The following is a 23713-nucleotide window of genomic DNA, read 5'->3' on the forward strand; positions in this document are numbered from 1 at the left end:
ATGAAAGCTGAAAACATATGCGTCCGCATCGGAAGCAAAGAGATCCTGAAAGGCGTGGATTTTAAAGCAGAACCCGGGCAAGTCACGGCCATCATCGGCCCGAATGGATCCGGTAAATCGACTTTGCTGAAAGCACTCTCAGGAGAAATCCAAAGCTCCGGCAGGATCTCATTAAACGGCCACGAGATCACGGCACTAAAGCCTTGGGAATTGGCTGCCATACGAGGCGTTCTTCCGCAGTCAACAACCGTGGCTTTCCCCTTCTCTGTGCACGAAGTCGTCAGGCTTGGTCTGGCGAATGGCTTGGCTGCCGAAGACGACACGTTGCCGTCTCGGGCATTGATGCAAGTTGACCTCGGCGGCTTCGAAACGCGGTCCTACCAAAACCTATCTGGCGGTGAGCAGCAACGCGTCCAGATGGCGCGTGTTCTGACGCAGGTCTGGGACACCAAAGATCTGGATCAGCCGCGCTGGCTGTTGCTGGATGAACCCGTTGCAAGCCTGGACATCGCACACCAGTTCATCGTTTTGCGCATCGCGCAGGACTTCGCAGCCCAAGGCGGAGGTGTTGTCGTGGTTTTGCACGATCTGAACCTGACAGCTTTGTTCGCCGACAGTGTATACATTCTGAGCGAAGGGAAGGTCTGGTCGTCAGGTACAGTGTGCGACGTTCTCAACAATGAGACGATGCAGCAGGTTTACGGTATCGACTTACCGATCAGCACAATACCTTCGCGCGGGATGCCATTTGTTCTACCGCAGGCGATGATCTGAATTGGATGGTCCTTCCGTACTTTTCCAACCCAGTGAATTCCACTTCACGTCAGGATGTCGCGTGTTTGCTTGCCGAGCCGGCACGGCAAGACAACAGGATCAGGACCAAAAAGGACAGGTTTAGTACGGCGTTGAGGGGCGCCCCGACCAAAATCGAGCCTGAGCTGTCGACGCAAAACCAGGACCATGCCGCAATCTGAGCAGTCTTGGTCGTAGCCACCGCCGATACCGGGGCAACGTATGTGCCCAGCGCCCATTGCATTCCTCCTAGACCGACCGTCAGGCCACCGGTGATCACCAGCAGTACAGGCACTGGAACCGTCAGTTCCGAGGGAACGGCGTGAATTGGCCAATACGCGACTTGCAGAAAGATATGCGCGACGGGGTGCAGAAACGGCAGTGCGGCCAGAGCAAAGAGCACCCCGGTTGCAACAAGAACTCCGCCTGAAATACGCATTGCTGACTGTTGTTGGGTCATGACTTTCTCCTTTCAGTTTTTGCTCTTCATGAGACTCGCGGCGGGTGCAAATCAATTACCTCAGAGGTAAGTGAATTCTGTTCGGACCCTTGCTAAACTCAGGTCATGACACCCTATCCCGGCATGCTGAAAGAGTGGCGAAAACGACGCAGAATGAGCCAGTTGGACCTTGCGATCGAAGCTGAGGTCAGCGCGCGCCATATCTCCTTTCTTGAAACAGGGCGGTCCCGGCCCAGCCTAGACATGATCCTTCACCTGTCCGAGGTCATGAACCTTCCGGTCGAAACCCGAAATCAGATGATGCGCGCCGAAGGCTTCGCGCCACGTTTTGCGGCAACGCCGATTGATCACGCGGCGATGTCGCCAATCCGAGATGCAGTCAAATGGACACTTCGGCAGCATGCCCCTTACCCAGGAATGGTTCTGGACCGACTCTGGAATGTTGTGATGCTCAACAGCGGAGCACAAAGGCTTTTCAAGCCGCTGGGGATCGGCGAGGGGCAAAGCCTGTTGGACCTGCTGACCAGTCCGGTGATGCCTGAGCTTGTCGAAAACTGGCCCGAGGTCGCGCATCACACGATGTTGCGGCTGCGCGCAGAAAGCGCCAACGCAGGCGGCATACCCGCACTGGACACCGCGGCGCGCGCTCTGTCACAACAAGGGCACGCCCGCAGTGATGCGGCGATCGGGCCGACAATTTCTACGATATACCGCTTTGGTGGTCAGAGGCTTTCCATGTTTGGAACCATTGCGCAATTCAGCACAGTCGCGGACGTCACGCTGGACGATTTGAAGATTGAGCTGTTTTTTCCGGCCGACGACCAAAGTGCTAAATTTCTACGTGACCTTGCCCAATTGGCTGCCAGTTAAATGATGGTTTGACCAGAGCCATACTGCATCCCGATGATCCCCACTCATTCCCAAAGCCGGCAAGATTCGACAAACCGCCCTGCAAAAGCGATCTGGACGTCAAACAATTCTTCCCCTAGAACCTTACCTGTAACCTAGTCCCTAAAAGGACCAATTTCATGGTGTTCCCGTCGCAGGGCTGAGCAGCCCCCTCTCATTCTGAGCCTCAAGCTCTATACCGCGACTTTTTCGCCGGACGTTGTCCGGCAGGTGACCCATGACAGACCAAATCCTGATTTCGCAGGCGCCAACCCGCGCCGAATTTACACCGCTGATCCGGTTGGCCGTTCCGCTGATGGTCGGGCTGGCCGCAGCGCTATTGATCGGCGTCGTAGATACGGCGATGATTTCTCCGCTCGGGACGGTCCCGCTGGCGGCGGCTGGTGTGACCACGGCCGTTCTGATCATCCTGATTTCCGCTCTTTGGGGCGTGATCACCGCTATTTCCGTACAGATCAGCCAAGCCGAGGGTGCACGTGATGCTGCGCGGGTTGCGCTGGCGCTGCGCAGCGGGCTTTTGCTGTGTCTTCTGGGCGGCGGCGGCGCGGCATTGGTGATGATGGCACTCTATCCGTTGCTGGGGCCTTTGGGTCAACCGAAGGAGGTTCTGGCGATCTTGTTGCCGTACTGGATGTCAATGGCGATCTGGATCGTGCCTTTCACTCTGTTTTTCGGCCTGAAAGCTCTGTTCGACGCCGTTGGACGGCCTTGGACGGCTGTTGCGCTATCCTATCTGGGCGTCCTGTTCAACGTACCGGCAAACTATGCCTTCATTCACATCCTTGATCTTGGAATTTTGGGCGCTGGTCTGGCCAGCATACTCTCGCAATGTACGTCGTTGGTTGCCGGGATCTATGTGTTGATACGCGCGCCTGGGCTGGCCGCCTTTCGTCAGCGGGTGACCGTTGCATGGGCGGACGTCTGGTCACAGGCCAAAGACGCTCTGCCGCTCTGTCTTGGCTATGCGGGTGAAGGCGGAGCCTACGCCGTAGTGGGCCTGATGATGGGCTGGTTGGGGGCCGAGGCGCTGGCCGCCCACCAAATCGTCAACGCGCTTGCGGGGCTGGCCTATATGATCCCGCTGGGCATGGCGGGTGCAGCCTCGATCCGTGTGGGTCTTGCAGTCGGCGCAGGTAGTCAGGAAAGGCTCAGACCGATCCTGAAGGCGTCCTTTGCGATGGTCACGCTCTGGCAGGCGATTGCCGCCATCGTCTTCATTGCTGCGGGGCGGTTGATGGCGGAAAGCATGTCGGATGACCCGGCCGTCATTGACCTCGCGGTCACGCTGTTTTTCATCGTGGCACTGCTGCAGGTTGCGGATGGCGTTCAGGGCACTGCGTTGGGTGCGCTAAGGGGAATGTCAGACATGAACCTGCCGACGATCATTACACTGACGGCCTATTGGCCGCTTGCCTTGCCGGCCAGTTATGCACTGGGGTTCCTTTTCGATCTCGGAGCGGTTGGTGTCTGGATTGGCTATACTCTGGGTTTGGTGGTAGCAGCCGTCGCCCTACCCTTGCGGTTCTGGGCGCTGACACGGCCCTGAATTTTGGGGCCGATCGAATGAGGAAACTTAACCGCGAGCAGTTTCCGCTTCTGTCCTCTAAAAGAAACGATAGCCCGGGCTACCGTTCGTTCTGTGGCAGTCCATCATCGATTTCGTAGTAGTCGCCTTTCTCTGACACAAAGACATGCAGCGAGAGCGAGGTGTTCGTTGGTACGTCGAATGTGCCCATGGCAACAGCCGTCCAGTCATGGTGGATCGGATCCCAGAACAATGTTGAACCACACGTGCCGCAGAAACCCCGCCGGACCTTCTCGGATGAATGGTGCCTTCGCACTGCGTCTTCTCCCACTACCCGAAGCGCCGTCCGGGGAATGTCGATGGTGACTTCGTAGTGACCAGAATGCTTACGGCATTGCTGGCAGTGGCAAGCAGTGAGCCGCGGTAGGTGACCGTCCACTTCGATCCGCACAGCGCCGCGGAGACATGAACCCTTATACATGGCCCACCTCCTTCGCTTTTTGCGAGTTTGTACGACGTCGCAGGCTTAGAGCTTTGATCAGAGCTTTTGCCTCCGCTGGCGGTTCCTGTTCGATGCGTCGGTAGTCTGTTCCATCGTTGCGGCGGGTGAGAAGACCGCAGGAAACCATTGTTCGGCGAAGTGTTGCGGGATCTTCGAAGAGGTGGTCAAGGTTCAGGCGTTCGTTTACCTCACGTTCTTGCATAGGCTTTGCAGCAGGGAATCTCGCCCAAAGCGCCCAAAGAGCAAGCGTCTGCACTTTGCGTTTGGACGGCCACCGAATGAGGCGACCAACAGCATCGAATTGATGTACGGCACGTTCTACAACTCGGGCATCAAAAGGCGGCTCGTTAGTCGAGCGGACAAGTCTTTGCCCAGCCGCATGAACCGATCGCATATGTTGTAGGTTTTGAAAGCCTGCGGCACGCGCTGCCATGTTCATGAGCACTAGGTGCGATGGGCTTGCGTCGCCCAACTGTTTGGACAGGGAGCGCACAAAACCATTCAGGTCGTCCGTGTACAACGGCAAAGGGAATCTAGGCATGGGTCATCCAATTCGAGCGCCGGTGCTGGATCGTCGGTCGCTGGCTTGACGAAACGGCGCTCTCATCTGAATGAATGGTGCGATGCCGTTTGTTCTTTTTGGCAGGTTTAGCTCTCCAAAAGGAGCAGCGACGCCTCGGTGTCTGCCGACCGTGAACGAGGCATAACAATCTTTGCGACTTTGGCCAAGGCTGCATTCTGATGGCCATTGCGTCATTACCTTTGCTGTCATCCATCCCGCCCCGGTTCGCTCGGATCGCTTGAGAACAATGCGATCTTGTTGCCCTGAGGGTCGCGCAGGTATCCGACGAAGAAGTTTGGTCCGTAATACTCTCGGAAGCCCGGCGCGCCCTCGTCGGACCCACCGGCCTCAACAGCGGCGGAATGAAGGTCGCGAACCTGTTGTTGACTGCGTGCCTCAAAGGCAATCATCGTCCCGTTTCCAGCCGAGGCCTGAGACCCATCGAAGGGGGATTTGACATAGAACTCAGGTAGGTTTGGTGTTTGTCCTGGTTTCGCAGGTAACGCATAGCTCAGATCACCGTGATAGTACTCCAGTAGATATCCAAGATCCGGCAGGAATGCGGAATAGAAGCGTTCCGCAAGCCTCAAGTCGTCGGCACCAACAGTAATGTATGCGATCATTGCTAGGTTCCTTAAAAGTTTGTCATTTTTTCTAACCGAAATCTGTCTAAATACCCAAAGCGATCCCAAACTTTTGCCTAGAGGAACCAGTATCGGCGCGCATGCTCCGCTTTGGCTTCTTCGATCGTCATGCGTTTTCCACCTCTCGGGGCAACCGAAGTGGAAATGTTAAATCGCTTTGACTTACGCAGGCCCCCAACGCTTAGTAAAGTTACAGCAACTGCGAGGGCGGCGCTGATGCCAAACATGGCACCCCATGAAAAACCTGCCGCCACTCCAGCCAGAACCGCTCCAAACGCACCCACACCATCCAATATCGCGAACGCGAAACCCAGCGTGGTGCCTTCACTTCGATCCGAATGATCAACAGCCGCCGCAAGGATCACCGGCCGAACTGCGTCCAACGACGCAACCCCAAGCGTCATCATGGCGATCATGATCCAGAACGGAGGTTCGAACGCCAGTGTGCCAATTGCCAGGGCCGCAAATCCATTTCCGGTTGCAAGTACCGGCAAGCGGCCAATCCTGTCGGAAATTGATCCAACCCACGGCTGAGCCAGTGAACCACTTAAGACGATAGCCGCGAAGGCGATCCCGATGGTTGCTGGTGCAAAACCGTGAGCTGTCGCCAGATAGAACGGTATCATGCTCAACAATCCGATCAGTACCATGTTGTAGAGTGAAACTGTCGCGACGAGGCGTAACCCGCTTCGGCTCCGCCATGCCTGCATCAGCTCCGAAATGTCTTGTCGGTTCACACGCGGATTTTTGACGGCTGGGACTGCTTGAGCCACCCTAAGAAAGCAAAGGCCGACGAAAACAGTCGGCAGTACCGAAACGACCAGAGCACCACGCCAATCGACCGTCGATAGAACCAACCCGACGGACAGTGGAGCCAAGACTTCGGCGAGCGAACCGCCAACTGCATGTATACCCAGGGCACGGGCGCGAGTGTTCCTGTTGGCGCTTGTCAACACACCAGTTGCAATCGGATGCCAGGCCGCATTTCCCATTCCAGCAATCGCCAAAAGTACGGCCAGGCTCCAAAACCCCGAAGCCAGTGACGCAATCGCGTAGCCGATAGCGACCCAAAAGAAGGTGCTGAGGAGAAGGCAACCTCGGTTGGAGACATGGTCCGCCACCAGACCTGCAGGCACGTAGGCCAAAGCACCGCCAATGTTGGACAGCGTGAAAAGCAAGCCGACCTCGGCAGGCGAAAGGTGCATTGAAAGGCCAGCAGCGGGAACGATCAGCCACAGGGCTGCGATTGGCCAGTCGTTCGCGAAGTGGCCCACGGCGAACCAGGCCATTAGGGTTCGGTTTGTCATGGTAGCTTTTTCTTGCAGAGCAACACATCGGACCCAATGCCCGAAGGATTGGTAATACCTAGCCAGCGGTGATATGTCTGTCTGTCGAAAGCAAGGCTATTACCATCGAGGAATCGTCATTGTCCGAAGGCTTAACAAAACAAGCTGTTCGCCCCAGATATCTAGGGGAGACAATCAAGCCAGCGTCAGGCGAGAGCTACGACTGGCATTGTCACGATTTTGGCCAACTCATCTCCGCAGCTGCGGGCTCGATGTACGTGGGCACACCTGACCGAGTTCTGCTCCTAAGCCCGGCCATGGCGATTTGGATCCCCCCCGACCAACAGCACTGGATGCGCTACGGTTCGAACAACGTCATGCATTACGTGGATGTCAATTGTGATGAGGCGGTGCGGCTTGGTCCAGACTGCCGGGTCGTCGCTATGACCCCGCTTCTTGATGCGCTGTTTGTTGCAGCGATGCCAGAGGCCACAAATACGCGCACGACCTCTCATAACACAGCGCTGCACACCCTTCTCAGACACGAACTGCTCGCTGCGAAAGACGTACCGCTCACTCTGGCTTTGCCGAAAGACGCGCGACTGCAGGGAATTGTGCAAACTGCCCTTGATGACCCAGGCAGCGTTCGCTCGGTAGTGGCTTGGTTGTCAGATGTGCCTGCAAGTCGAAAGACCATTGAACGACTTTTCATTGCAGAAACGGGCATGCCACCGTCAAAATGGCTACGGCACGTAAGGGTCCTTCATGCCGTCTCGCTGCTTGCATCAGGTGCAAGTGTAACTTCGGTGGCGTTCGACATGGGATACGAGTCAACGAGCGCGTTCAGCTACATGTTCCGACAAACGCTTGGCATAAGTCCGAGAGAAGTTTTGAAAAACCGATTTGTTGTTCCAAATTGACTGGGCGATCCTCCCAAAGGGGATATCAAGCCACCAAAAGCAATACTGCGTTGCGGCCCGTCGAACCTGCCATTCGCTGCGCCCGCGCAATCTGGTTTTCGCTGAATAACCGCAATGTGGACGAAACGGACTTTCGACTTTTCACCGTGATCCGGTATCTTCAAGACATCTTCAGTTCAAACGCTGGTACCTGACACATGGATCCGTTCCTCACTGAAAGGCTTTCGATTCACAGTTGGCAATCGACATTGGAAGACCGGGAGGCGCGCCGAGGGCTGGAGATTGCTTTGTCCGCGATACTGTCACGCCGCGTGTTTGAGCATCTTCCATCACCTCTGCACCTGAGCAGAGATGATGACATTGCTTCCTGGGTGGACGAACGCGCGGAGGAAAGCGACGTTTTTCTTGTCAACTGGAGGCGCAGTTCCGAATTGGTCGGACTGTTGATTTTGGCGTCCGACCCCGCTGAAGCGCAAGCGCCAGAACTTCATGTTGGCTATTTGCTCAGTGAAGCAACTTGGGGTCAGGGGGTCGCGACAGAACTCGTCCAAGGGTTGGTGTCAGCGGCAGAAAAGGACGGCTCGGTAAGGCTGCTGGGCGGTGTCAGCGTTGAAAATCCGGCAAGCGCTCGAGTGCTTGAAAAGGCAGGTTTCGAATTATCACCTGACCTTTCAACAACGAATTCGCACATGTACTCCAAGAAAGTCGGTTGAAGCGAATTCGGCACGTCCGGCTTGGGCTCCTTCCGGACCTCGGAGCCAGCGCAGCATCGAACCCGCTGACACTGCGTCGACCGGAACTCGCGGCCAATTGCAGACATTTGCCCACTGAACGTGCAACGTTCCCAAAATGGGCCTTGGTTAGCTGCGAAGAAAGTGGTGGGGTACGTTCAGATGCCTCAAAATACTACTGTTAAGACGCAAATTATTCACGCCTTTCAGACCACCCCCTTCTGAATGAAGTCGGCGCTTCGCCGTAGCGTTTCTTGAAGCGTGCAGTAAGTTGCGTCGCGCTGCTAAAGCCGGTGGCTGCCGCGATTTCCGCGACCGCCATCTCGGTTTCGCTGAGCAATGCGTAGGCCCTCGAAACGCGCAGTTCAATATAAAACTGAACAGGCGAAGTTTCGACGTACTTTTGGAAGAGACGCTCTAACTGGCGACGAGATATCTGCACGGCTTCGGCTATTTCAGAGATATCTAGAGGCTCTTCCAGGTTTTCTTGCATGATCTGCATCGCGTTGATCAGGAACTGGTTGCGACTACCCAGAGCAACCGAAAAGGCTGATTTCTGGAGCGTTTTACTATTGTTGGACCGAAAGTGGATGCACATGTCCGAAACGATGATCGCCAGGTCATTTCCGAAATCGGATTCGATAGTGTCCAACATCATGTCGGTTGCAGCATTTCCTCCGCCGCACGTCATGAGTTCATTGTCGATCTCATACAGGTTTGACGATGGCTCTAAGTCATCAAAATGTTCGATGAAAGCAGGGTGGTTTTCCCAATGCAATGTGAACCTTCTGCCTGACAGAACTCCAGCCTTGGCAAGGGCGAAAGCCCCTGTGCAAATACCACCCAGATTACACCCAAAGGTTCTTTGGCGGCGAATCCACGATAGCACCTTGGGGTTTGTACTTTCCGCCGGTTCAATACCCGAGCAAACAAACAGGCGCGACGATCGCGGTAGGTTGCGCAACGCAAAATCAGGTTTAATTTCAACCCCATTCGAACAAGAGACCGGATTTCCATCTTCAGTGATCAGAAACCATTTATACAGTTCTTTGTTTGTAACCTGATTGGCGATCCTCAGAGGTTCCACTGCGGCGCTAAAGGCCAGCATTGTCAGCTTTGGCAGCAGCAGAAAATAGATTTCCTTGGCCGGCCCATCATAGTCTATGCGATAGCTGGCCGCGCCCTTTGGGACAAAGTTTCTCGGGTCCATATGCGCTCCTCCTAGTATCGACCAAGGCAGATGAAGGGCACCAACACCTCTTTTGGTGTTGGTGCAGAAAGATCAGGCACTCATCCGTGCAACAGGTTCTCCGCTTTCCTCCCAGGAGCGGACTTCATCTTCGCTTGCTTTAGGCGAAAAGAGCCCTGTCATGGCATAGAAGATACCGATGACCGGTGACAGCCAACAAGCGAATGCAAGCGGAATATACAACAGGTTTTCGAAATTGCCGTCTGCGATACCCAAACCAAGCGCCGTGATGACAAACGCACCACCTGCATTCCACGGGATTAGAGGGGACACCAGTGTTCCGCCTTCCTCGACCGCCCGGGACAGGTTCAGTGGGGAATAGCCCATCGCGCGATAGACCGGTGCATACATCCGTCCAGGCAGTGCAATTGACAGATAGGGGTCACCTGCAACGGTGTTGGTCGCCACAGAGGTCAGGATGGCCGAGGTTTGAATGCCGGCAAACGTTTTCACCTTCGAGATGACAACTTTGATGATCGCCTGAAGGCAACCGACGCGTTCAAGCGCTCCACCAAACCCCAGGGCAAGCAGCACCAGTGAAATCGTCCACATCATCGACTGAATACCTCCGCGGTTCAGCAGGGGATCGATCTCTGGAACCCCAGTATCGATCGAATAGCCGCTATTGGCGAAGGTGAACGTCTCATGCAGTCCAGCCCCCTGACAGAAGATAGCCATGATGCCGCCCGAAACGGCGCCTGCAAACAGTGACGGGATCGGAGGTTGTTTCATGACTGCCAGCACGATGACCAGAACGGCTGGAAACAGCATGATCGGCGAAATCCAGAATGCTTCACCCAGTGCCGTCGTGATTGCATGAATGCGGTCAAACGATACCTGTGACGTGTCAATCAGAGTGAAGCCAACTACAAAGTAGATCACGAGTGCAATCAGCATCGAAGGAACGGTGGTTGGAAGCATATTCCGAATGTGATCGAACAGATTGGTTCCTGTCACGGCTGGTGCCAAGTTAGTCGTGTCCGATAGAGGTGAGATCTTGTCTCCAAAGAATGCTCCGGAGACGACCGCCCCCGCTGTCCAATACATTGGAATACCGAACCCCGCACCGATCCCCATCAGCGCTAAACCGACAGTGCCTGTCGTTCCCCACGAAGTGCCCAATGAAACGGAGACAATGGAGCAAAGGACCATTCCAGCGGCGAGGAAAAGTTCAGGCGACAAAATCTTGAGACCGTAGTAGATCAGCGTTGGCACAGTTCCGCTCGCGATCCACACACCGATTATCATTCCCACTGTGATCAGAATCGAAACTGAAGGCAGTGAGATATTGATAACGTGGAAAACGCCCTCTTCGATATTGGGCCATTTGTGACCCAACATGAGGCCAACGATGCTGGTGATCGCGATCCCGAATGCCAACGGGATATGCGGGGTAAAGTCACCGAAATAGAATAGTTGCAACCCAAGCACACACAGGGTCAGCACTATTGGCGCGAGCGCCAGCAGCAAGCCGGGCTGCCGTATGTTATCTTCATTCCCAGGCATATGGGTCTCCTCCTTCAGATTGGTTCAGAACCTTGTTGATCTGCGGAAGAAACCAAGTTTGGCGGTGTGAGGCTGTCGGTCAGAGCGTACATCTTGTTAGAATTTGCGACATTCGGGCGGCGGATTTCAGCGTCTTCAAATGAACTGACGACCGACAATTGCGATCACGCCAAACAAATTACCTGCGTTTAGGCCATCTCGCTTCCAATTTTGGAGCATCTAACAAGTTTTGCTCGAGTTGGAGTAGTTCTGTTGGTCAAGGCCCATACCAGTCATTGACCGTCGGCAAACATTTCTGCGTCAAGACCCGTCGAACCTGCCGTTCGCTGCAATGCGAAAATCTACCACAGTCGGACATCCCGTCTGCGGAAAAGCTGCCTTTCGTGCCTATGCTATCAATCATAGAAAAGGACCCATTCCGTACTTTGACCGCCACGCTGAGTAGTGGAGCAACGCTTAGATTGGCTTCAAAATACGCTTCAAGTTCGACTTCTTCTACTCCCTTGGAATTGGTTATTTACTAGGAAGCAACTGACATTTCTCTCTTCCGCTGCGCGTCTCTGATCAACGCCGCGAGCCGATAGAAGCCATGAGCCATCTTGGTGTAGGGCATTAGCAGGAAGAAGGTCAGAACCGATCCAAGGTGGATGGCAAGCAGCGCAGGCATCAGAGGCGTTGAACCAAGGGCGTAAAGGACCAGTCCGCTCAGGCCGACAAAACCGAGCAGCAGGATGAAACCGATGTCACCACCCCAAGCAGACGGATCGCCAAGCTCTCGATCAGATTTTTGTTTGAGCAGAACCATAGCTCCGCATCCCACTGTCAGCAGGATACCTCCGGAAACCCCGAAGAGTTTTGGCAGGGACCAGAACCCGTAGGGCGCGTGCAACCCGAACCCGTAGTGCATAACCGTCGCCACCGAGGTCGACGCAAAACACAGCAGGAAGCCGTACATGATAGCGTGGTGAATGTGACGGCGCCCCTGGCTGAACCGATCTTCATCTTCAAAGTTACATCCCTCACCATGCCCGGCAGCCAGATCCTGCATCTTGCCGGCGCGCTGGAAAGCGGCCATCAAATCAGACATTTGGATGGGTTTGCCACCGACTTCCGCCCAATAGCGCCTTAGGCTGATAGCCACGCTAAAGAGCGGCAACAAGAATGCCGGCGCAAAGATTGCGACCATCGCGTTGTGGGACAGGACGGCATAGAACCCCTCTCCTCCGCTTGATCCAATGGCGCGAATGGCCCAGAACAACAGGGCAAATCCAATCACCAGAGCCAAGGCAATAGCCCCGCCGTGAGTGTGAAACCGGCGCGCCAGAGGTTGCGGCCAGGCGAAGCTTTCCCAGCTGTCCCGCCGCACTTCGGCCAGAGCTTTCGGCAGGTTCAGGTCAAACTCGTGCGGAGCTGTGTACTGACAGGCATAGTAGCAGCCTCTGCAGTTGTGGCAGAGGTTGGCGAGTTGCGTGATGTCTCCATCGGAAAACGCGCGTTCTGCATGCAGGGATGGAAAGACTGAGCAGTAGCCCTCGCAATACCGGCAGGCATTGCAAATCTCGGCCTGACGGCGGGCTTCTTGAATTAGTTCAGTTTGCATAAGCGGCGGCCTCACGTCCTGCGATGCGTCCAAAAACGGTTCCGATAGTCATGCCGAACCCGGCCAAGTAACCTTGCCCCAAGATCGACCCGGCCATGGTTTCGCCAGCGGCCCAAAGGTTTTTGATCTTGCCGCTGGACGTCGAGCACTGCGCTCTGTCGTCGACCTTCAGACCCAGATAGGTGAAGGTCACGCCGGTGCGCAGCGAGTAGCCATAGAAGGGCGGCTCGGTGATCGGACGCGCCCAGTTCGTCTTGGGCGGCGTCAGACCCGAGGTCGTGACACCGTCCAACTCAGTCGGATGAAACCCACTGGTATCACCGCATGCTTCGTTGAATTCAGCAACGGTCGCTTTCAACTTGTCGGCAGGCAGATCCATCATTCCGGCCAGTTTTTCCAAGGTGTCCGCCTTTAGCGGTGGAAAGACCGAGGGCATAAACAGGTTCAGCGACTTCGCATCGATGATCACATAGCCAACTTGATCCGGCTGGGCCGCGACAAGACGCCCCCAAATCGCATAGCGCTTGGGCCATACGTCTTCGCCCTCGTCATAAAACCGCTCGGCATTCTTGTTCACGACAATTGAAAACGGCACGCAGTCCAGGCGGGTGACGATGCCGCCATCGAACTTGGGGGCACGCCCGTCGATGGCAACGGCGTGGCACTGGGTCGGATCGCCGACGCTGTCCACACCTTGATCCAGCAGATCAGCCAGAACCACACCACGGTTGTATAGAGTACCCCGGATCAGGAAGTTCTTTGCAGGCTCACCCCATGCACGGGTGAGCCAATCCGTGTCGGCCTGAAACCCACCCGAGGCAACGATGACCGCCTTGGGCGTGATGCGATGAGACTGGCCCTCATAGGTGTAGTCGACCCACTCGATCCGATCACCATTCAGCTCCAGATGCGTGACAGCAGCTTCGTACAGAACATCGACACCCAAACCAGTAGCAGTTCGGTAATATGCGTTTACCAGAGACTTCCCGCCCCCCATGAAGAAGGCGTTGGTCCGCGCCAGTGACAATGTCCCGGACAGAGAGGGTTGGAACCGCACCCCGTGTTCTTCCATCCACGGCAGGCATTCCTCGGAGGTTCGGATCGCGAGGCGAGCAAGATGTTCGTCGGTTTTGCCGCCAGTGACCTTTAGCAGATCTTCAAGATACTCATCTTCACTGTATTCTTCGATCAGCGGGCCGAGAGGAGCGCCATGCATACAACGAAAATTGCGCGTATGGCGTGAGTTTCCACCACGATAGGGTTTTGGCGCCGTCTCGAGGATCAGAACACGGGCGCCTGCCTCGGCAGCGGTCATCGCGGCGCAAAGAGCTGCGTTCCCACCGCCGATCACAGCGATATCATAAGCTTCCTTTTGGGTGGCCATATCCTATCTACCTATTGATTTTTGTCGGTTGTCCGGTCGCGCTCTTGCAACGCCCGAATACGCATCCGTTGTGCGGCCTGAATATGCGCACGCATTTCTGTTTCAGCCGCTGCGCCATCGCGGGCCTTTAAGGCAGCCATGACGCGCTTATGCTCTGCCACTGCTGTCTCGGCCCGATCACCGTCCAGCAATTGCGACGGCCCAAGGATCAACAGCGCTTTTTGCAAAGACAACATAGACTTGGCAAGAAACCGGTTCTTTGCTGCGTCCAAAAGTGTGGCGTGGAAAATCCGGTTGATCCGAGCCGCTTCCGAGCCGGTACCAGCCTCAGCCAAGCGATCATTCAAAACGCTCAACTCGTCCAACTCGACATCCGATGCAGCACGCGCGGCTAAACGGGCGGCAGTTCCCTCGAGAACCGCGCGCATTTCATAGAGTTCCATTACTTCGGCGTAATCAAGGCTGCGGACGGTTGCGCCCTGCCGGGGCACATGAGTGACTAGCCCGTCGGCCTCTAACTGCCGGATAGCCTCGCGTACGGGAGTACGGCTGACGCCTAGTCGTTCCGACAACTCAATCTCGCGCAAGCGTTCGCCAGGCAAAAGTGTGCCATCCCGAATCTCGTCCAGCAGGCGTTGATACGCTGAATTGCCTTGTGGACCAGGCTGTAAGGGGTCGTCTTGAATGGTCATCGAGCGCTCACTTGTCTTCTTGCGTCCAAGTGTATACATTTGGATACATAACGAGTCAATATTGTCGGAAACCGCGCCTTGCCCACCCAAAACAAAACACCTTCTCTCCTGAAAAAGCGGGCCGCAACACTGGTCCTTGCACTGCTGGGCACCGGAGTATTTTGGGCGTTGAACCTGCCGCTGCCCTTTCTGTTCGGCCCGATGAGCGCATGTCTGATCGCTGCCCTGGCGCATGCCCCTATGGAAGGTTTTGGTCAGGTTTCGGTTGCAGCGCGCACCATACTCGGCGTTGCAGTTGGGGCTTCGATTACCCCTGCCCTTTTCGCCGAGCTGCCGAAAATGGCCGCGTCTATTGCACTGGTCCCGTTCTTCATCCTGCTGATCGCACTGGTAGGCGTGCCCTTCTTTCGCAAGATCTGGGGGTTTGACTCCACGACCGCGTTTTACGCCGCCATGCCTGGCGGATTGCAGGACATGATCATCTTTGGAGCCGAAGCAGGCGCCAACCCGCGTACACTTTCCCTGATCCACGGTACGCGCGTGTTGATCATCGTGACGCTGGCCCCGCTGTTTCTAACGGTGTTTTACGATGCCCAACTCACCAATCCGATCGGAGAGCCTGCGCGCGACCTCCCAATACATGAACTGGCGTTGATGGTGCTGGCCGCCCTTATAGGCTGGAAAGGCGGTGAGCGGATCGGCCTGTTCGGGGCATCCATCCTCGGCCCGATGATTCTGACAGCAGCTCTGTCACTGGGCGACTTCATTCATACTCGACCACCGCGCGAGGCCATCCTTGCAGCGCAGTTCTTTATCGGTTGCGGGATAGGCGTGAAGTTCGTGGGCGTCACTTGGGTCGAATTCCGCCGGGTGGTTGCAGCGGGCTTCGCCTATGTCATCGTCCTTGCCGTCCTTACCGCCGCTTTCACCGCCGTTGTCACCACGTTGGGCTTCGGTCAACCGGTCGAGGCTTTCTTGGCCTTTGCCCCCGGCGGACAGGCCGAGATGACAGTATTGGCGATCGTCTCGGGCGCGGATCTGGGCTTTGTAATTACGCACCATCTGACAAGGATCGTGCTGGTGATCATCGGCGCGCCCATAGCGGCCAACCTTATCCTGCGCTGGTCCAAACCTCGGGGTTGATCATGTGAATGGGAGCGCCCTCTGCATAGGCGTTCACCTGATCGAAAATGTCTGCGAATTGCAGGTCGAATTCGTCCTCGGTCACAAAGCCGATATGCGGGGTCGCGATCAGGTTTGGGTGCGATAGCAACGGGTCCTTCGGGTCGGTGAGTGGCTCTGTATCGAAGACATCAATGGCGGCCTTGCCCGGGCGACCGGCGTTCAGCGCGTTCAACAAAGCACCCGGAGCGATTAGCCCGGCCCGGGAGGTGTTCACAAACAACGCTCCCGGTTGCATCTGTGAGAAATCCGACGCTGTTATGATACCGCGTGTGTTTGGCTTCAGACGAACATGGACCGAGACAACATCGCTGCTAGCAAAGAAAGCTTCGCGGCTTGCTGCGACCTGTACGCCGTCTGTCTGCGCGCGTGCCCGGCCTTCGTCCGAGGACCACCAGACCACATTCATCCCAAATGCCTCGGCGTAGCCAGCAACAGCGCGGGCGATGCGACCATATCCATACAGTCCTAGTTGCCGCCCCCTCAGGGTCTTGCCAACTCCGGCCTGCCAACGCCCAGCTTTGACCGAGGTCATCTGCGCAGGCAAATCGCGCATCCCAGCCATGATCAGCGACCATGTCAGTTCGGCTGCTGCATATGAAGGCGTCCCGCCATGCATGTTCGAACACAGCAGCACTCCGTTATCCGAACATGCCTGCACATCGACATGCGGGTACACGCTGCGCTGACTGATCAATTTCAGGTTTGGGAGTTTTTCAACCAAATCGCGGGTGATCTTGGTGCGTTCGCGAAACAACGCCAGCGCATCAGCCTCCTGCAAGCGTTCAGCCAATTCGCTGGTATCCTCGACATGGTCTGTCCAGACCTTCACGTCATGGCCAGAAAGCTTTGCAAAACAGGGCAGGCCCTGCAGAGTATCAAACCAATCATCCAGAATGTGAACTTTCATCGACTTTTTATACCCTATTCGGAGCTCAGTTTTCTTGGCGTCGGCACAAAATGACGTGTGTCAAGCGCTTCTAACGCGTTGCGAACCCGTTCGCGTTGATCCAGCAAATGGTTGAATTGCTCATCACATCCGACAATCGGTGTCGGGTAGTCCGCAATGTCCCTCCGCAGAGCCGACTGCGCCAGCCTGAGTTCCTGACGCGCGATACCAAGGCATTCAGAATAGTCATCCATCGGAACATCCCCTTTATGTATACCATAGTATACCTTTTGAGATCCGCCTTTTCAACTGCTGTTCCACACAGATTCCGGTACATAAACATGCCCATCCGCCAATTTGCGCGCTGTTCTCACCAGACCGGCGGCATTCACGTTGAACTCCTCGTCGTTTGAGAAGTCCACCAGAACGTCGATCTTGCCTGAGGCGTGCTCCAACACAACGTCAGCCGGGCTTGAATCCGGGCGATCAAGCAACCCGTCTGCGACGGTTCCGGGCGTCAAAGCGCAAGACGCCATGCACTGCGCACCCGTAACGGCCATTGTTGGGTGGGTTTTCCATGGCATGAAGTACCGAACCGCAAGGGTTCCACCCTCTCTGGCGGGTGCCATCAGGCCGAATTTGGGAGTTACCGATTTCGATACGTCCCCCATACCCATCAGTTCCCCGGCTTCGATCCGCACGGCCTCCATCCGATCAAAGAAAGCACGGTTGGCATCCAGCTCTTCGGCGCTTTCATATCCTGTCAGCCCAAAATCCTCTGCTCGGGCTATCGCCATCGGCATAGCGACATCCATGCACGTCAGCTCGATCCCCTGTACTGTATCGCGCAAATTTCCAGTTGGCAGAAATGCACCTGTTGCTGAGCCCACAACGCCCATGAAACTCAGTTTCACCGGTGCAGAATGGCCGGGAACTCCGGCGATTTCCGCGTCACCCTCATAGACCAACTCACCTCTTGGGGTCTGCACATTGGCAACGACGCGGGCGCCTGTATTGACGGCGCGAATGCGGATTTCGGTCTCATCGCCCTTGGGCTGAAACAATCCCATTTCGATCGCAGCTGGACCAACTCCTGAGAGAATGTTTCCGCAGGTGGGTTTGAAATCGACCAGCTTTTCTTCAACAGAAACTTGCGCGAAGAAGTAGTCGATATCGGCCCAGTCGTCCTCGCTGGCAGACAGCATCGCCACTTTGGTCGTCACCGCGTTGCCGCCACCGATCCCGTCGATATTGAGCGCTTGCCCAGCCCCAAGGGCAGCAACCAGCACATCAGCCAACTTATCCCTATCTTCAGGCAGATCAGAGCGTCGAAAATAAGGCCCTCGGGAAGTACCGCCGCGCATGAAAACATATGGGATTGCTGTCTGGGTCATTGCGAACCCTCCTTTACAAACCGTTGAAATTTCTGATTTCAGTGCTGCCCGGTTGCCAGATAGGCAGGCCGGGCAGACATTGAGCGCCTACTTGAGCGGCCATGGCAGGTTCACCATGTCTTGCAGCAGACCCGGCGGGAAATCCCGGTTCAAAGCGCCAGCCATGAAGCACATGAAACCGATGCCGCAGGCCGTTAGGAGCAGCGTCATCTGCCAGCTGGACCCGGCGCGAATGCGGAAGAATGCGATCAGGAACCCGATCAGGGCGAGGATGAACCCAACAACCCAAGTGGCCGCGATCAGACCTGCAAACCACGCGAGCGTTGACCAAAGTCCGTGCGGCGCGCTTGCATCCTCACCGGCGAGTTCCTTGTCAGCAAAGATCGCGTCACCCTCGGGCCGCCGCATCATCTGGATTAGCAGGATGACGCAGCAGAACAGCGACACGCTACCGATCACAAGCGGGATGATCTTGTCAGTCATGTTGTAGTCAGGGATCATGTTGGCATTGATCAACGCCACGATCAGATAGGCCATGATCACCAGCAGGAAGATCAGCGGCGCGCGCTTGCTGCCGGATTTAACCTCACCCTCGGCCATGATCATCTTGGCTTGACGAATGCCAAGTATAACCGAAACCACGGTGACCACGATCAGGACGATGACGATTGGGCTGAAGACGTACTCCATTCCTTCGCCAAAGCTTTTGCGGAAGCGGAAAGAGGCAATCTGGAACGCCTGGTTGGTGAACTTCTCAACCGGGTTGGACAACACGAATCCAATCAGGAAGGCCGGGCGTGACCAGTCGAAACGGCGCAGGAAGATGCCGATCAGGCCGATGACAAACAGGGCCAGAAGGTCTTCGAAATTCTGACCGGATTGGAATGCCGCAAAGCTGATCAGCATGAACAGAAACGGCGCCAGATAGGTGAAGCGGATCGTCGTTAGTTTGGCGATGCCACCCGAGGCAGCGATACACAGGATGGTGCCCACCACGTTGGCAAGTGCCAACAACCAGACAATCGAATAGGTGATGTCGAGATTATCCTTGAGCATGCTCGGACCAACCTCGATATCGCCGGATCCCAACAGCGCAACTGCGCCGATAAAGATCGCCATCGAACCCGAACCGGGGATGCCAAACAGCAGCGTCGGGACCAGCCCCCCGCCCTCCTTGGCGTTGTTCGAGCTTTCCGGCCCGATGACGCCACGCACTTCGCCCTTGCCGAAGTTGCTTTTGTCTTTGGTCGATTGAACAGAGTGGCCATAGGCGATCCAGTCAACAACCGAACCCCCAAGGCCGGGAATGACACCGACAACCACGCCAATAATTGAACAGCGGACCGACAGCCAAATGTTCGCAGCCCAGTCTTTGACGCCATCAAACCAACCCGCTCCCAGCGAAGCGCCCTTTGCAATGGATCGGTCTTGACGCAGCAGCGAGACGATTTCCGGCACCGCAAAGATACCCAAGCCGACGATGACCAATTTCAGACCGTCGGTCAGGTAAGGAATGTCATAAGTGGCCATACGAAGTGAGCCGCCTGCATCCGCCTCGCCAATCGTGCCAACCATCAGGCCCAGCCCAGCGGCGGCAACGCCTTTTAGCGGGATACGTCCGGCGAGAATGGCGACCATGGAAAGACCAAGTATAGTGATCATCAGCATCTCGGGCAGGCCGAATGCCAGAACGATTGGCCGCGCGATCAGGATGAACATGGTCAGAAAAGTCGCGCCGACCAAACCGCCAAACAGCGATGACGCAAAGGCCGCTGACAATGCCCGCGCGGCCTCGCCCTTTTTCGCCATCGGGAAGCCATCCAGCACCGTCGCCTGTGAGGCGGAACTGCCGGGGATGCCCATAAGAACCGACGCAAAGGTGTCAGAGGTCGGAACAACGGCAACCATCCCGATCATCAACGCCAACCCGAGGATAGGGTCCATGCCGAACATGAAAGGCAGCAGCAAGGACAGACCAGCAATACCGCCAAGCCCAGGGAAAACACCTACGGCCAGTCCCATGACGACACCGAGAATAAGATAACCCAGAACAATAGGTTGCAGGATCAGACCCCACGCATCACTGAGCGCAGGAAGAGCTGTGGCGAAAACCTCCATAGCGGCCGCCTTTCATAAACTGTCTTGTGTTTGGAAAAGCGCGCGCCCGACATTGGGGCACGCGCGGTGGTGTCTGGGCTTAGTTCAGCTCGACACCATAGGCTTCTTTGAGCCAGTTCAAAACGTAAGCTTTGGCGTTGTCGTCGACATTTGTCGCGGTTTGCAGCGCCGCCTTAGAGCCGTCACCGACGAACACCGGATACTTGCCCACGCGCTTCGAGGAGATTTCGGCAAAGTCGCCGCGCTCGGTTACTGCCTGGAATGCGGCGGTGTATGCGTCGACCACTTCCTGAGGTGTATCGCCCGGCAGGAAGGCTAGCTTCTGCACCGGGAAACCGGCTACAAAGAACGCTTTCCACGCATCCCACGCCTCACCGCTGGTTTCACAGCCATCGGTGGCTTCGCAAACTTCCTTGAACGTCGGGATGTCCTGGAAGGTCGGGTCACGGACGATATTGCCATCTGCATCCAGAGCACCCCAGGTCATCATCGGCACAGCCTGACCGGATTCAACCAGCGGGGCCGAACCACCCAGGTAATCGGACGAGGTCTGATAATCGATGTTGGCTTCGCCGCGCTCGAACATCAGACGACCATCGCCACGGCCTTTGATGCCAAAGACAGGCTCGACATTCATACCCAGCATTTGCCATGCCAGCAGCGGCACAAGGTCAAGACGTGTCGCGCCCTGCGAACCGTAGATGAAGTTGGTGTCTTTCAGCGCATTAGCGGAGCCATCAAACTTGGCGCCATCCTCGGCGTTCAGATAGGCAACACCACCAGTGCCCGACGCCATAACCGGGATCCAGTCGTTGTATTCATAGCGCACGCGTGGATCGCTCAGCAGATAGGGGAATTGAGTTGAACCGGAGGTGCCAAACAGCAGCGTTCCGTCATCATGGCTCTGCTCTTGGAACCAGTTTGCGCCTTTGGTCGATCCGGCACCGGGCATGAATTTCACAACAACAGTCGGCTGACCTGGCAGTGCTTCGGAAAGAAGCGGCGCAAAGAAGTTGGCCCATTTGGCAGACCCGCCTGTTTCCGAGAACGGGATAACCCATTCAACTGTCTTGCCCGAGAAATCAACCTCGGCAGCGGCAGGTGCGGCGATACCGGCGGCGGCGATCAGCCCCACGACGGCGCGACGGGTGAAGTTGGAAATGGTCATTGGTTCCTCCCTGTTGACCAGACAACCACGCTAGCGCCCTCTGCGCCACCGTGATCGCAAATAGAACTGTGGGGTTGATTCCCCCTCCCATCTGGCAATCATGGAGCGCCAACCTTGCGCGAAACTTGCAGGAGACTCGATGCGGATCGTCATCGTAGAAGACAACGAGACCCTCGCCAACGCTGTTGCTTATCGTCTGCGTGACCGCGGTCATGCGGCAGAAGTGCTTACGGATGGCGACGAGGCTAACTTGTATCTTGCGCAAGAGGGTGCCGACTTGGTTGTTCTGGATATCAATTTGCCCGGGCAGTCAGGACTGGAGATCCTGAAATCTCTTCGCAATCGTGGTGACGGCGTACCAGTGATCTTGCTTACGGCACGTGCCGAAACAAGCGACCGGGTTTCGGGGTTGGATATGGGCGCCGATGATTACCTGGTTAAGCCGTTCGAGATGGACGAGTTGGAAGCACGCATCCGGGCGCTTTCTCGACGCAAAGATCTCGACTACGGCGCAAAGGAGAGCATTGGTGGTATGGAATTCGACCGCGCTGCCCGTCAGGTGAGTGTGCAGGGCGAAGTTATGGATATTCCGCGGCGGGAAATCGCGGTGCTTGAATGCCTGTTAGAGCGCAGGGGTAGAATTGTTCCCAAAAGCCAACTTACAGATTACGTCTATGGCGTGGGTGCCGATGTCGAGGCCTCGGCCGTTGAGCCTCATGTGTCTCGGCTGAGAAAACGTCTTCAAGATCTCGGTATTAGAATTAAGACAGCTCGTGGTCTGGGATATCTGCTTGAGGTGCAGAAGTGATCAATCACGGCTCGCTCAGGTTAAGACTTTTCATTCTTATCCTAACCCCCTTGGTGCTAATTGCCGCTCTGCTTGGTCTTTGGCGTTTTATGATTGCGCAGAAAACGGCTCAGGAATTGTTCGACGACAGCCTGCTATCTGCTGGCCTCGCAATATCGCGAGATGTTGCGATTTCGGGGGGTGACGCGCTGTCACCAACGACACGCAGCATGATCCGGGACGCGTCGGGCGGAGAGATTTTTTACCACGTAACGGGCCCCGGCGGCATCTATGTGACTGGTTATGCCTATCCGCCGGCAGCCACCAACCCGTCTGCTCAAGAGGTGTACAAGCCGCAGTTTTTCGAAGCGCTCTACCGCCAAGAACCAGTTCGCGTTCTCAAGATGACGGAACGCGTGACCATAGAAAATCTAATCGGAGATGCGACAGTTACGGTTTGGCAACGTACGGCGGATCGCAACGCTTTCGCGAATGAACTGTCAATCCGCGCAGGAATTCTTATGGGAATTCTGCTGGCCACTCTCGCAATTGTGGTATGGTTCGGAGTCGCGCGTGGTCTGAGGCCCTTGTTGGATTTGCAGGACGCTATTGACTTGCGTTCACCAGATGACCTCAGTGAGATCAAGCGCCCCGTCCCGATCGAAGTGCAAGGTGTTGTCAGAACCTTGAACCGGCTTTTTGGACAGGTGGAAAACAGTATCAACGCCCATCAAGTGTTTATTTCCGAAGCTGCACATCAGCTGCGGAATCCAGCGGCCGCCGTGCAATCGATGGCCGAAGCGCTGCAGGACGCAAAAACGGATGACGACCGAGAAAAACGCATCTCAGAACTTGTTGCGGCAGCAAAAAACTCAGCAACAGTTGCTGAACAGCTGTTGTCACTTGAGAGGCTTAGGCAGCCGACGCACCAAGACCAAATGGATAAAATTGACTTCCGCTCGGTCGTGGAAGAGGCCTGCGCGGAGATGGGCGTTCACATCCTCGCAAAGGGTATCGAGTTTGATGTCACAATGCATGAGACAGCAGTCACGGTATTCGGCGACCGTATCTTTCTGATTGAGGCTCTAAAGAACCTGTTGGACAACGCAGTCAAACACGGTGGCTCAAAGTTGAGCCAAATCTCAGTTGTGCTGCGGAGTGACGGCAAATACGTCAAGCTAACGGTGGCCGATGATGGTGCTGGCCTGTCGCCCGACCAAAGCGAAGCAGCATTCGGCAGGTTTTCCCAGATAGAGTATTCCGAGGGCAGCGGATTGGGGTTGTCAATCGTCTCGGCAGTGGCGCAGCGCCACGGAGGAATGGTCGAAATCAACCAAGTCGAAAGAGGCGCGAGCATTACCCTTAAGCTCCCCATAGCCCTGTAAGCTGTTTCCAATTCCGCTCGAAACCCGA

General features: G+C 55.9%; 23 protein-coding genes. 8 read left to right on the forward strand and 15 right to left on the reverse strand.

The window, feature by feature from the left end:
• Positions 1-774 carry a heme ABC transporter ATP-binding protein gene (locus ACR0IP_RS08585; RefSeq protein ID WP_170377086.1) on the forward strand — a complete coding sequence of 258 codons (774 nt, stop codon included), beginning with the start codon at positions 1-3 and terminating at the stop codon, positions 772-774.
• A 49-nt stretch (positions 775-823) separates the two neighbouring features.
• Here the strand turns inward: ACR0IP_RS08585 and ACR0IP_RS08590 are convergent, their stop codons facing one another.
• Complete coding sequence (locus ACR0IP_RS08590) at positions 824-1252, reverse strand: hypothetical protein (protein ID WP_170377084.1); 429 nt, start codon at positions 1250-1252, stop codon at positions 824-826.
• A 123-nt stretch (positions 1253-1375) separates the two neighbouring features.
• On the opposite strand from ACR0IP_RS08590, the gene ACR0IP_RS08595 reads away from it, so the two are divergent.
• Complete coding sequence (locus ACR0IP_RS08595; protein ID WP_480525149.1) at positions 1376-2122, forward strand: MmyB family transcriptional regulator; 747 nt, start codon at positions 1376-1378, stop codon at positions 2120-2122.
• A gap of 256 nt (positions 2123-2378) precedes the next feature.
• Positions 2379-3707, forward strand: coding sequence for an MATE family efflux transporter (locus ACR0IP_RS08600; protein ID WP_480524992.1), 1329 nt, complete (start codon positions 2379-2381; stop codon positions 3705-3707).
• A gap of 79 nt (positions 3708-3786) precedes the next feature.
• Here ACR0IP_RS08600 and ACR0IP_RS08605 read toward each other — a convergent pair whose 3' ends face one another.
• The 4 genes from ACR0IP_RS08605 to ACR0IP_RS08620 form a co-directional block, all read right to left on the reverse strand.
• A complete protein-coding gene (locus ACR0IP_RS08605; RefSeq protein ID WP_480524994.1) occupies positions 3787-4167 on the reverse strand; it encodes a GFA family protein in 381 nt (126 codons plus the stop codon).
• Positions 4160-4729, reverse strand: a complete 570-nt coding sequence (locus ACR0IP_RS08610; RefSeq protein WP_480524996.1) for a DUF2087 domain-containing protein — start codon at positions 4727-4729, stop codon at positions 4160-4162. The genes ACR0IP_RS08605 and ACR0IP_RS08610 overlap by 8 nt, the downstream gene beginning before the upstream one ends.
• Positions 4730-4956: 227 nt before the next feature.
• Entirely contained in the window at positions 4957-5373 is a 417-nt protein-coding gene (locus ACR0IP_RS08615) for a VOC family protein (protein ID WP_480524998.1), read from the reverse strand.
• Positions 5374-5450: 77 nt separating this feature from the next.
• The gene (locus tag ACR0IP_RS08620) at positions 5451-6701 is read right to left on the reverse strand and encodes an MFS transporter (protein ID WP_480525000.1); all 1251 of its coding nucleotides are present in this window, start codon (positions 6699-6701) and stop codon (positions 5451-5453) included.
• Positions 6702-6820: 119 nt separating this feature from the next.
• Between ACR0IP_RS08620 and ACR0IP_RS08625 the strand changes: the two genes are divergently transcribed.
• Complete coding sequence (locus tag ACR0IP_RS08625) at positions 6821-7600, forward strand: AraC family transcriptional regulator (protein WP_480525002.1); 780 nt, start codon at positions 6821-6823, stop codon at positions 7598-7600.
• A gap of 197 nt (positions 7601-7797) precedes the next feature.
• Positions 7798-8313 carry a GNAT family N-acetyltransferase gene (locus ACR0IP_RS08630; RefSeq protein ID WP_480525004.1) on the forward strand — a complete coding sequence of 172 codons (516 nt, stop codon included), beginning with the start codon at positions 7798-7800 and terminating at the stop codon, positions 8311-8313.
• 211 nt (positions 8314-8524) lie between these two features.
• Here ACR0IP_RS08630 and ACR0IP_RS08635 read toward each other — a convergent pair whose 3' ends face one another.
• The 5 genes from ACR0IP_RS08635 to ACR0IP_RS08655 form a co-directional block, all read right to left on the reverse strand.
• The gene (locus ACR0IP_RS08635; RefSeq protein ID WP_480525006.1) at positions 8525-9541 is read right to left on the reverse strand and encodes a GlxA family transcriptional regulator; all 1017 of its coding nucleotides are present in this window, start codon (positions 9539-9541) and stop codon (positions 8525-8527) included.
• A gap of 72 nt (positions 9542-9613) precedes the next feature.
• Positions 9614-11086, reverse strand: coding sequence for a Na+/H+ antiporter NhaC (gene nhaC / locus ACR0IP_RS08640; RefSeq protein ID WP_480525008.1), 1473 nt, complete (start codon positions 11084-11086; stop codon positions 9614-9616).
• A 520-nt stretch (positions 11087-11606) separates the two neighbouring features.
• A complete protein-coding gene (gene tcuB, locus ACR0IP_RS08645; protein ID WP_480525010.1) occupies positions 11607-12686 on the reverse strand; it encodes a tricarballylate utilization 4Fe-4S protein TcuB in 1080 nt (359 codons plus the stop codon).
• Positions 12676-14070, reverse strand: coding sequence for an FAD-dependent tricarballylate dehydrogenase TcuA (gene tcuA / locus ACR0IP_RS08650; RefSeq protein ID WP_480525012.1), 1395 nt, complete (start codon positions 14068-14070; stop codon positions 12676-12678). The genes tcuB and tcuA overlap by 11 nt, the downstream gene beginning before the upstream one ends.
• Positions 14071-14081: 11 nt before the next feature.
• The gene (locus tag ACR0IP_RS08655; protein WP_480525014.1) at positions 14082-14762 is read right to left on the reverse strand and encodes a GntR family transcriptional regulator; all 681 of its coding nucleotides are present in this window, start codon (positions 14760-14762) and stop codon (positions 14082-14084) included.
• A 78-nt stretch (positions 14763-14840) separates the two neighbouring features.
• Here ACR0IP_RS08655 and ACR0IP_RS08660 point away from each other — a divergent pair, with 78 nt between their 5' ends.
• Positions 14841-15905, forward strand: coding sequence for an AbrB family transcriptional regulator (locus ACR0IP_RS08660; RefSeq protein WP_480525015.1), 1065 nt, complete (start codon positions 14841-14843; stop codon positions 15903-15905).
• Here ACR0IP_RS08660 and ACR0IP_RS08665 read toward each other — a convergent pair.
• The 5 genes from ACR0IP_RS08665 to ACR0IP_RS08685 form a co-directional block, all read right to left on the reverse strand.
• Entirely contained in the window at positions 15874-16854 is a 981-nt protein-coding gene (locus ACR0IP_RS08665; RefSeq protein WP_480525017.1) for a D-2-hydroxyacid dehydrogenase family protein, read from the reverse strand. The two genes, ACR0IP_RS08660 and ACR0IP_RS08665, sit on opposite strands and share 32 nt — an antisense overlap.
• Before the next feature lie 14 nt (positions 16855-16868).
• On the reverse strand, positions 16869-17087 hold the full coding sequence (locus ACR0IP_RS08670) for a hypothetical protein (RefSeq protein WP_480525019.1): 219 nt from the start codon (positions 17085-17087) through the stop codon (positions 16869-16871).
• Between the two features lie 51 nt (positions 17088-17138).
• Entirely contained in the window at positions 17139-18227 is a 1089-nt protein-coding gene (locus ACR0IP_RS08675; RefSeq protein ID WP_480525021.1) for a 4-oxalomesaconate tautomerase, read from the reverse strand.
• An 87-nt stretch (positions 18228-18314) separates the two neighbouring features.
• Entirely contained in the window at positions 18315-20345 is a 2031-nt protein-coding gene (locus tag ACR0IP_RS08680; protein WP_170659840.1) for a tripartite tricarboxylate transporter permease, read from the reverse strand.
• Positions 20346-20424: 79 nt separating this feature from the next.
• On the reverse strand, positions 20425-21513 hold the full coding sequence (locus tag ACR0IP_RS08685) for a tricarboxylate transporter (RefSeq protein ID WP_480525023.1): 1089 nt from the start codon (positions 21511-21513) through the stop codon (positions 20425-20427).
• A 139-nt stretch (positions 21514-21652) separates the two neighbouring features.
• Between ACR0IP_RS08685 and ACR0IP_RS08690 the strand changes: the two genes are divergently transcribed.
• The gene (locus tag ACR0IP_RS08690) at positions 21653-22321 is read left to right on the forward strand and encodes a response regulator transcription factor (protein ID WP_170377045.1); all 669 of its coding nucleotides are present in this window, start codon (positions 21653-21655) and stop codon (positions 22319-22321) included.
• 53 nt (positions 22322-22374) lie between these two features.
• Complete coding sequence (locus tag ACR0IP_RS08695) at positions 22375-23685, forward strand: sensor histidine kinase (protein WP_480525151.1); 1311 nt, start codon at positions 22375-22377, stop codon at positions 23683-23685.
• Positions 23686-23713 lie beyond the last annotated feature (28 nt).

It is taken from the genome of Ruegeria sp. AL11 (genome assembly GCF_056540865.1).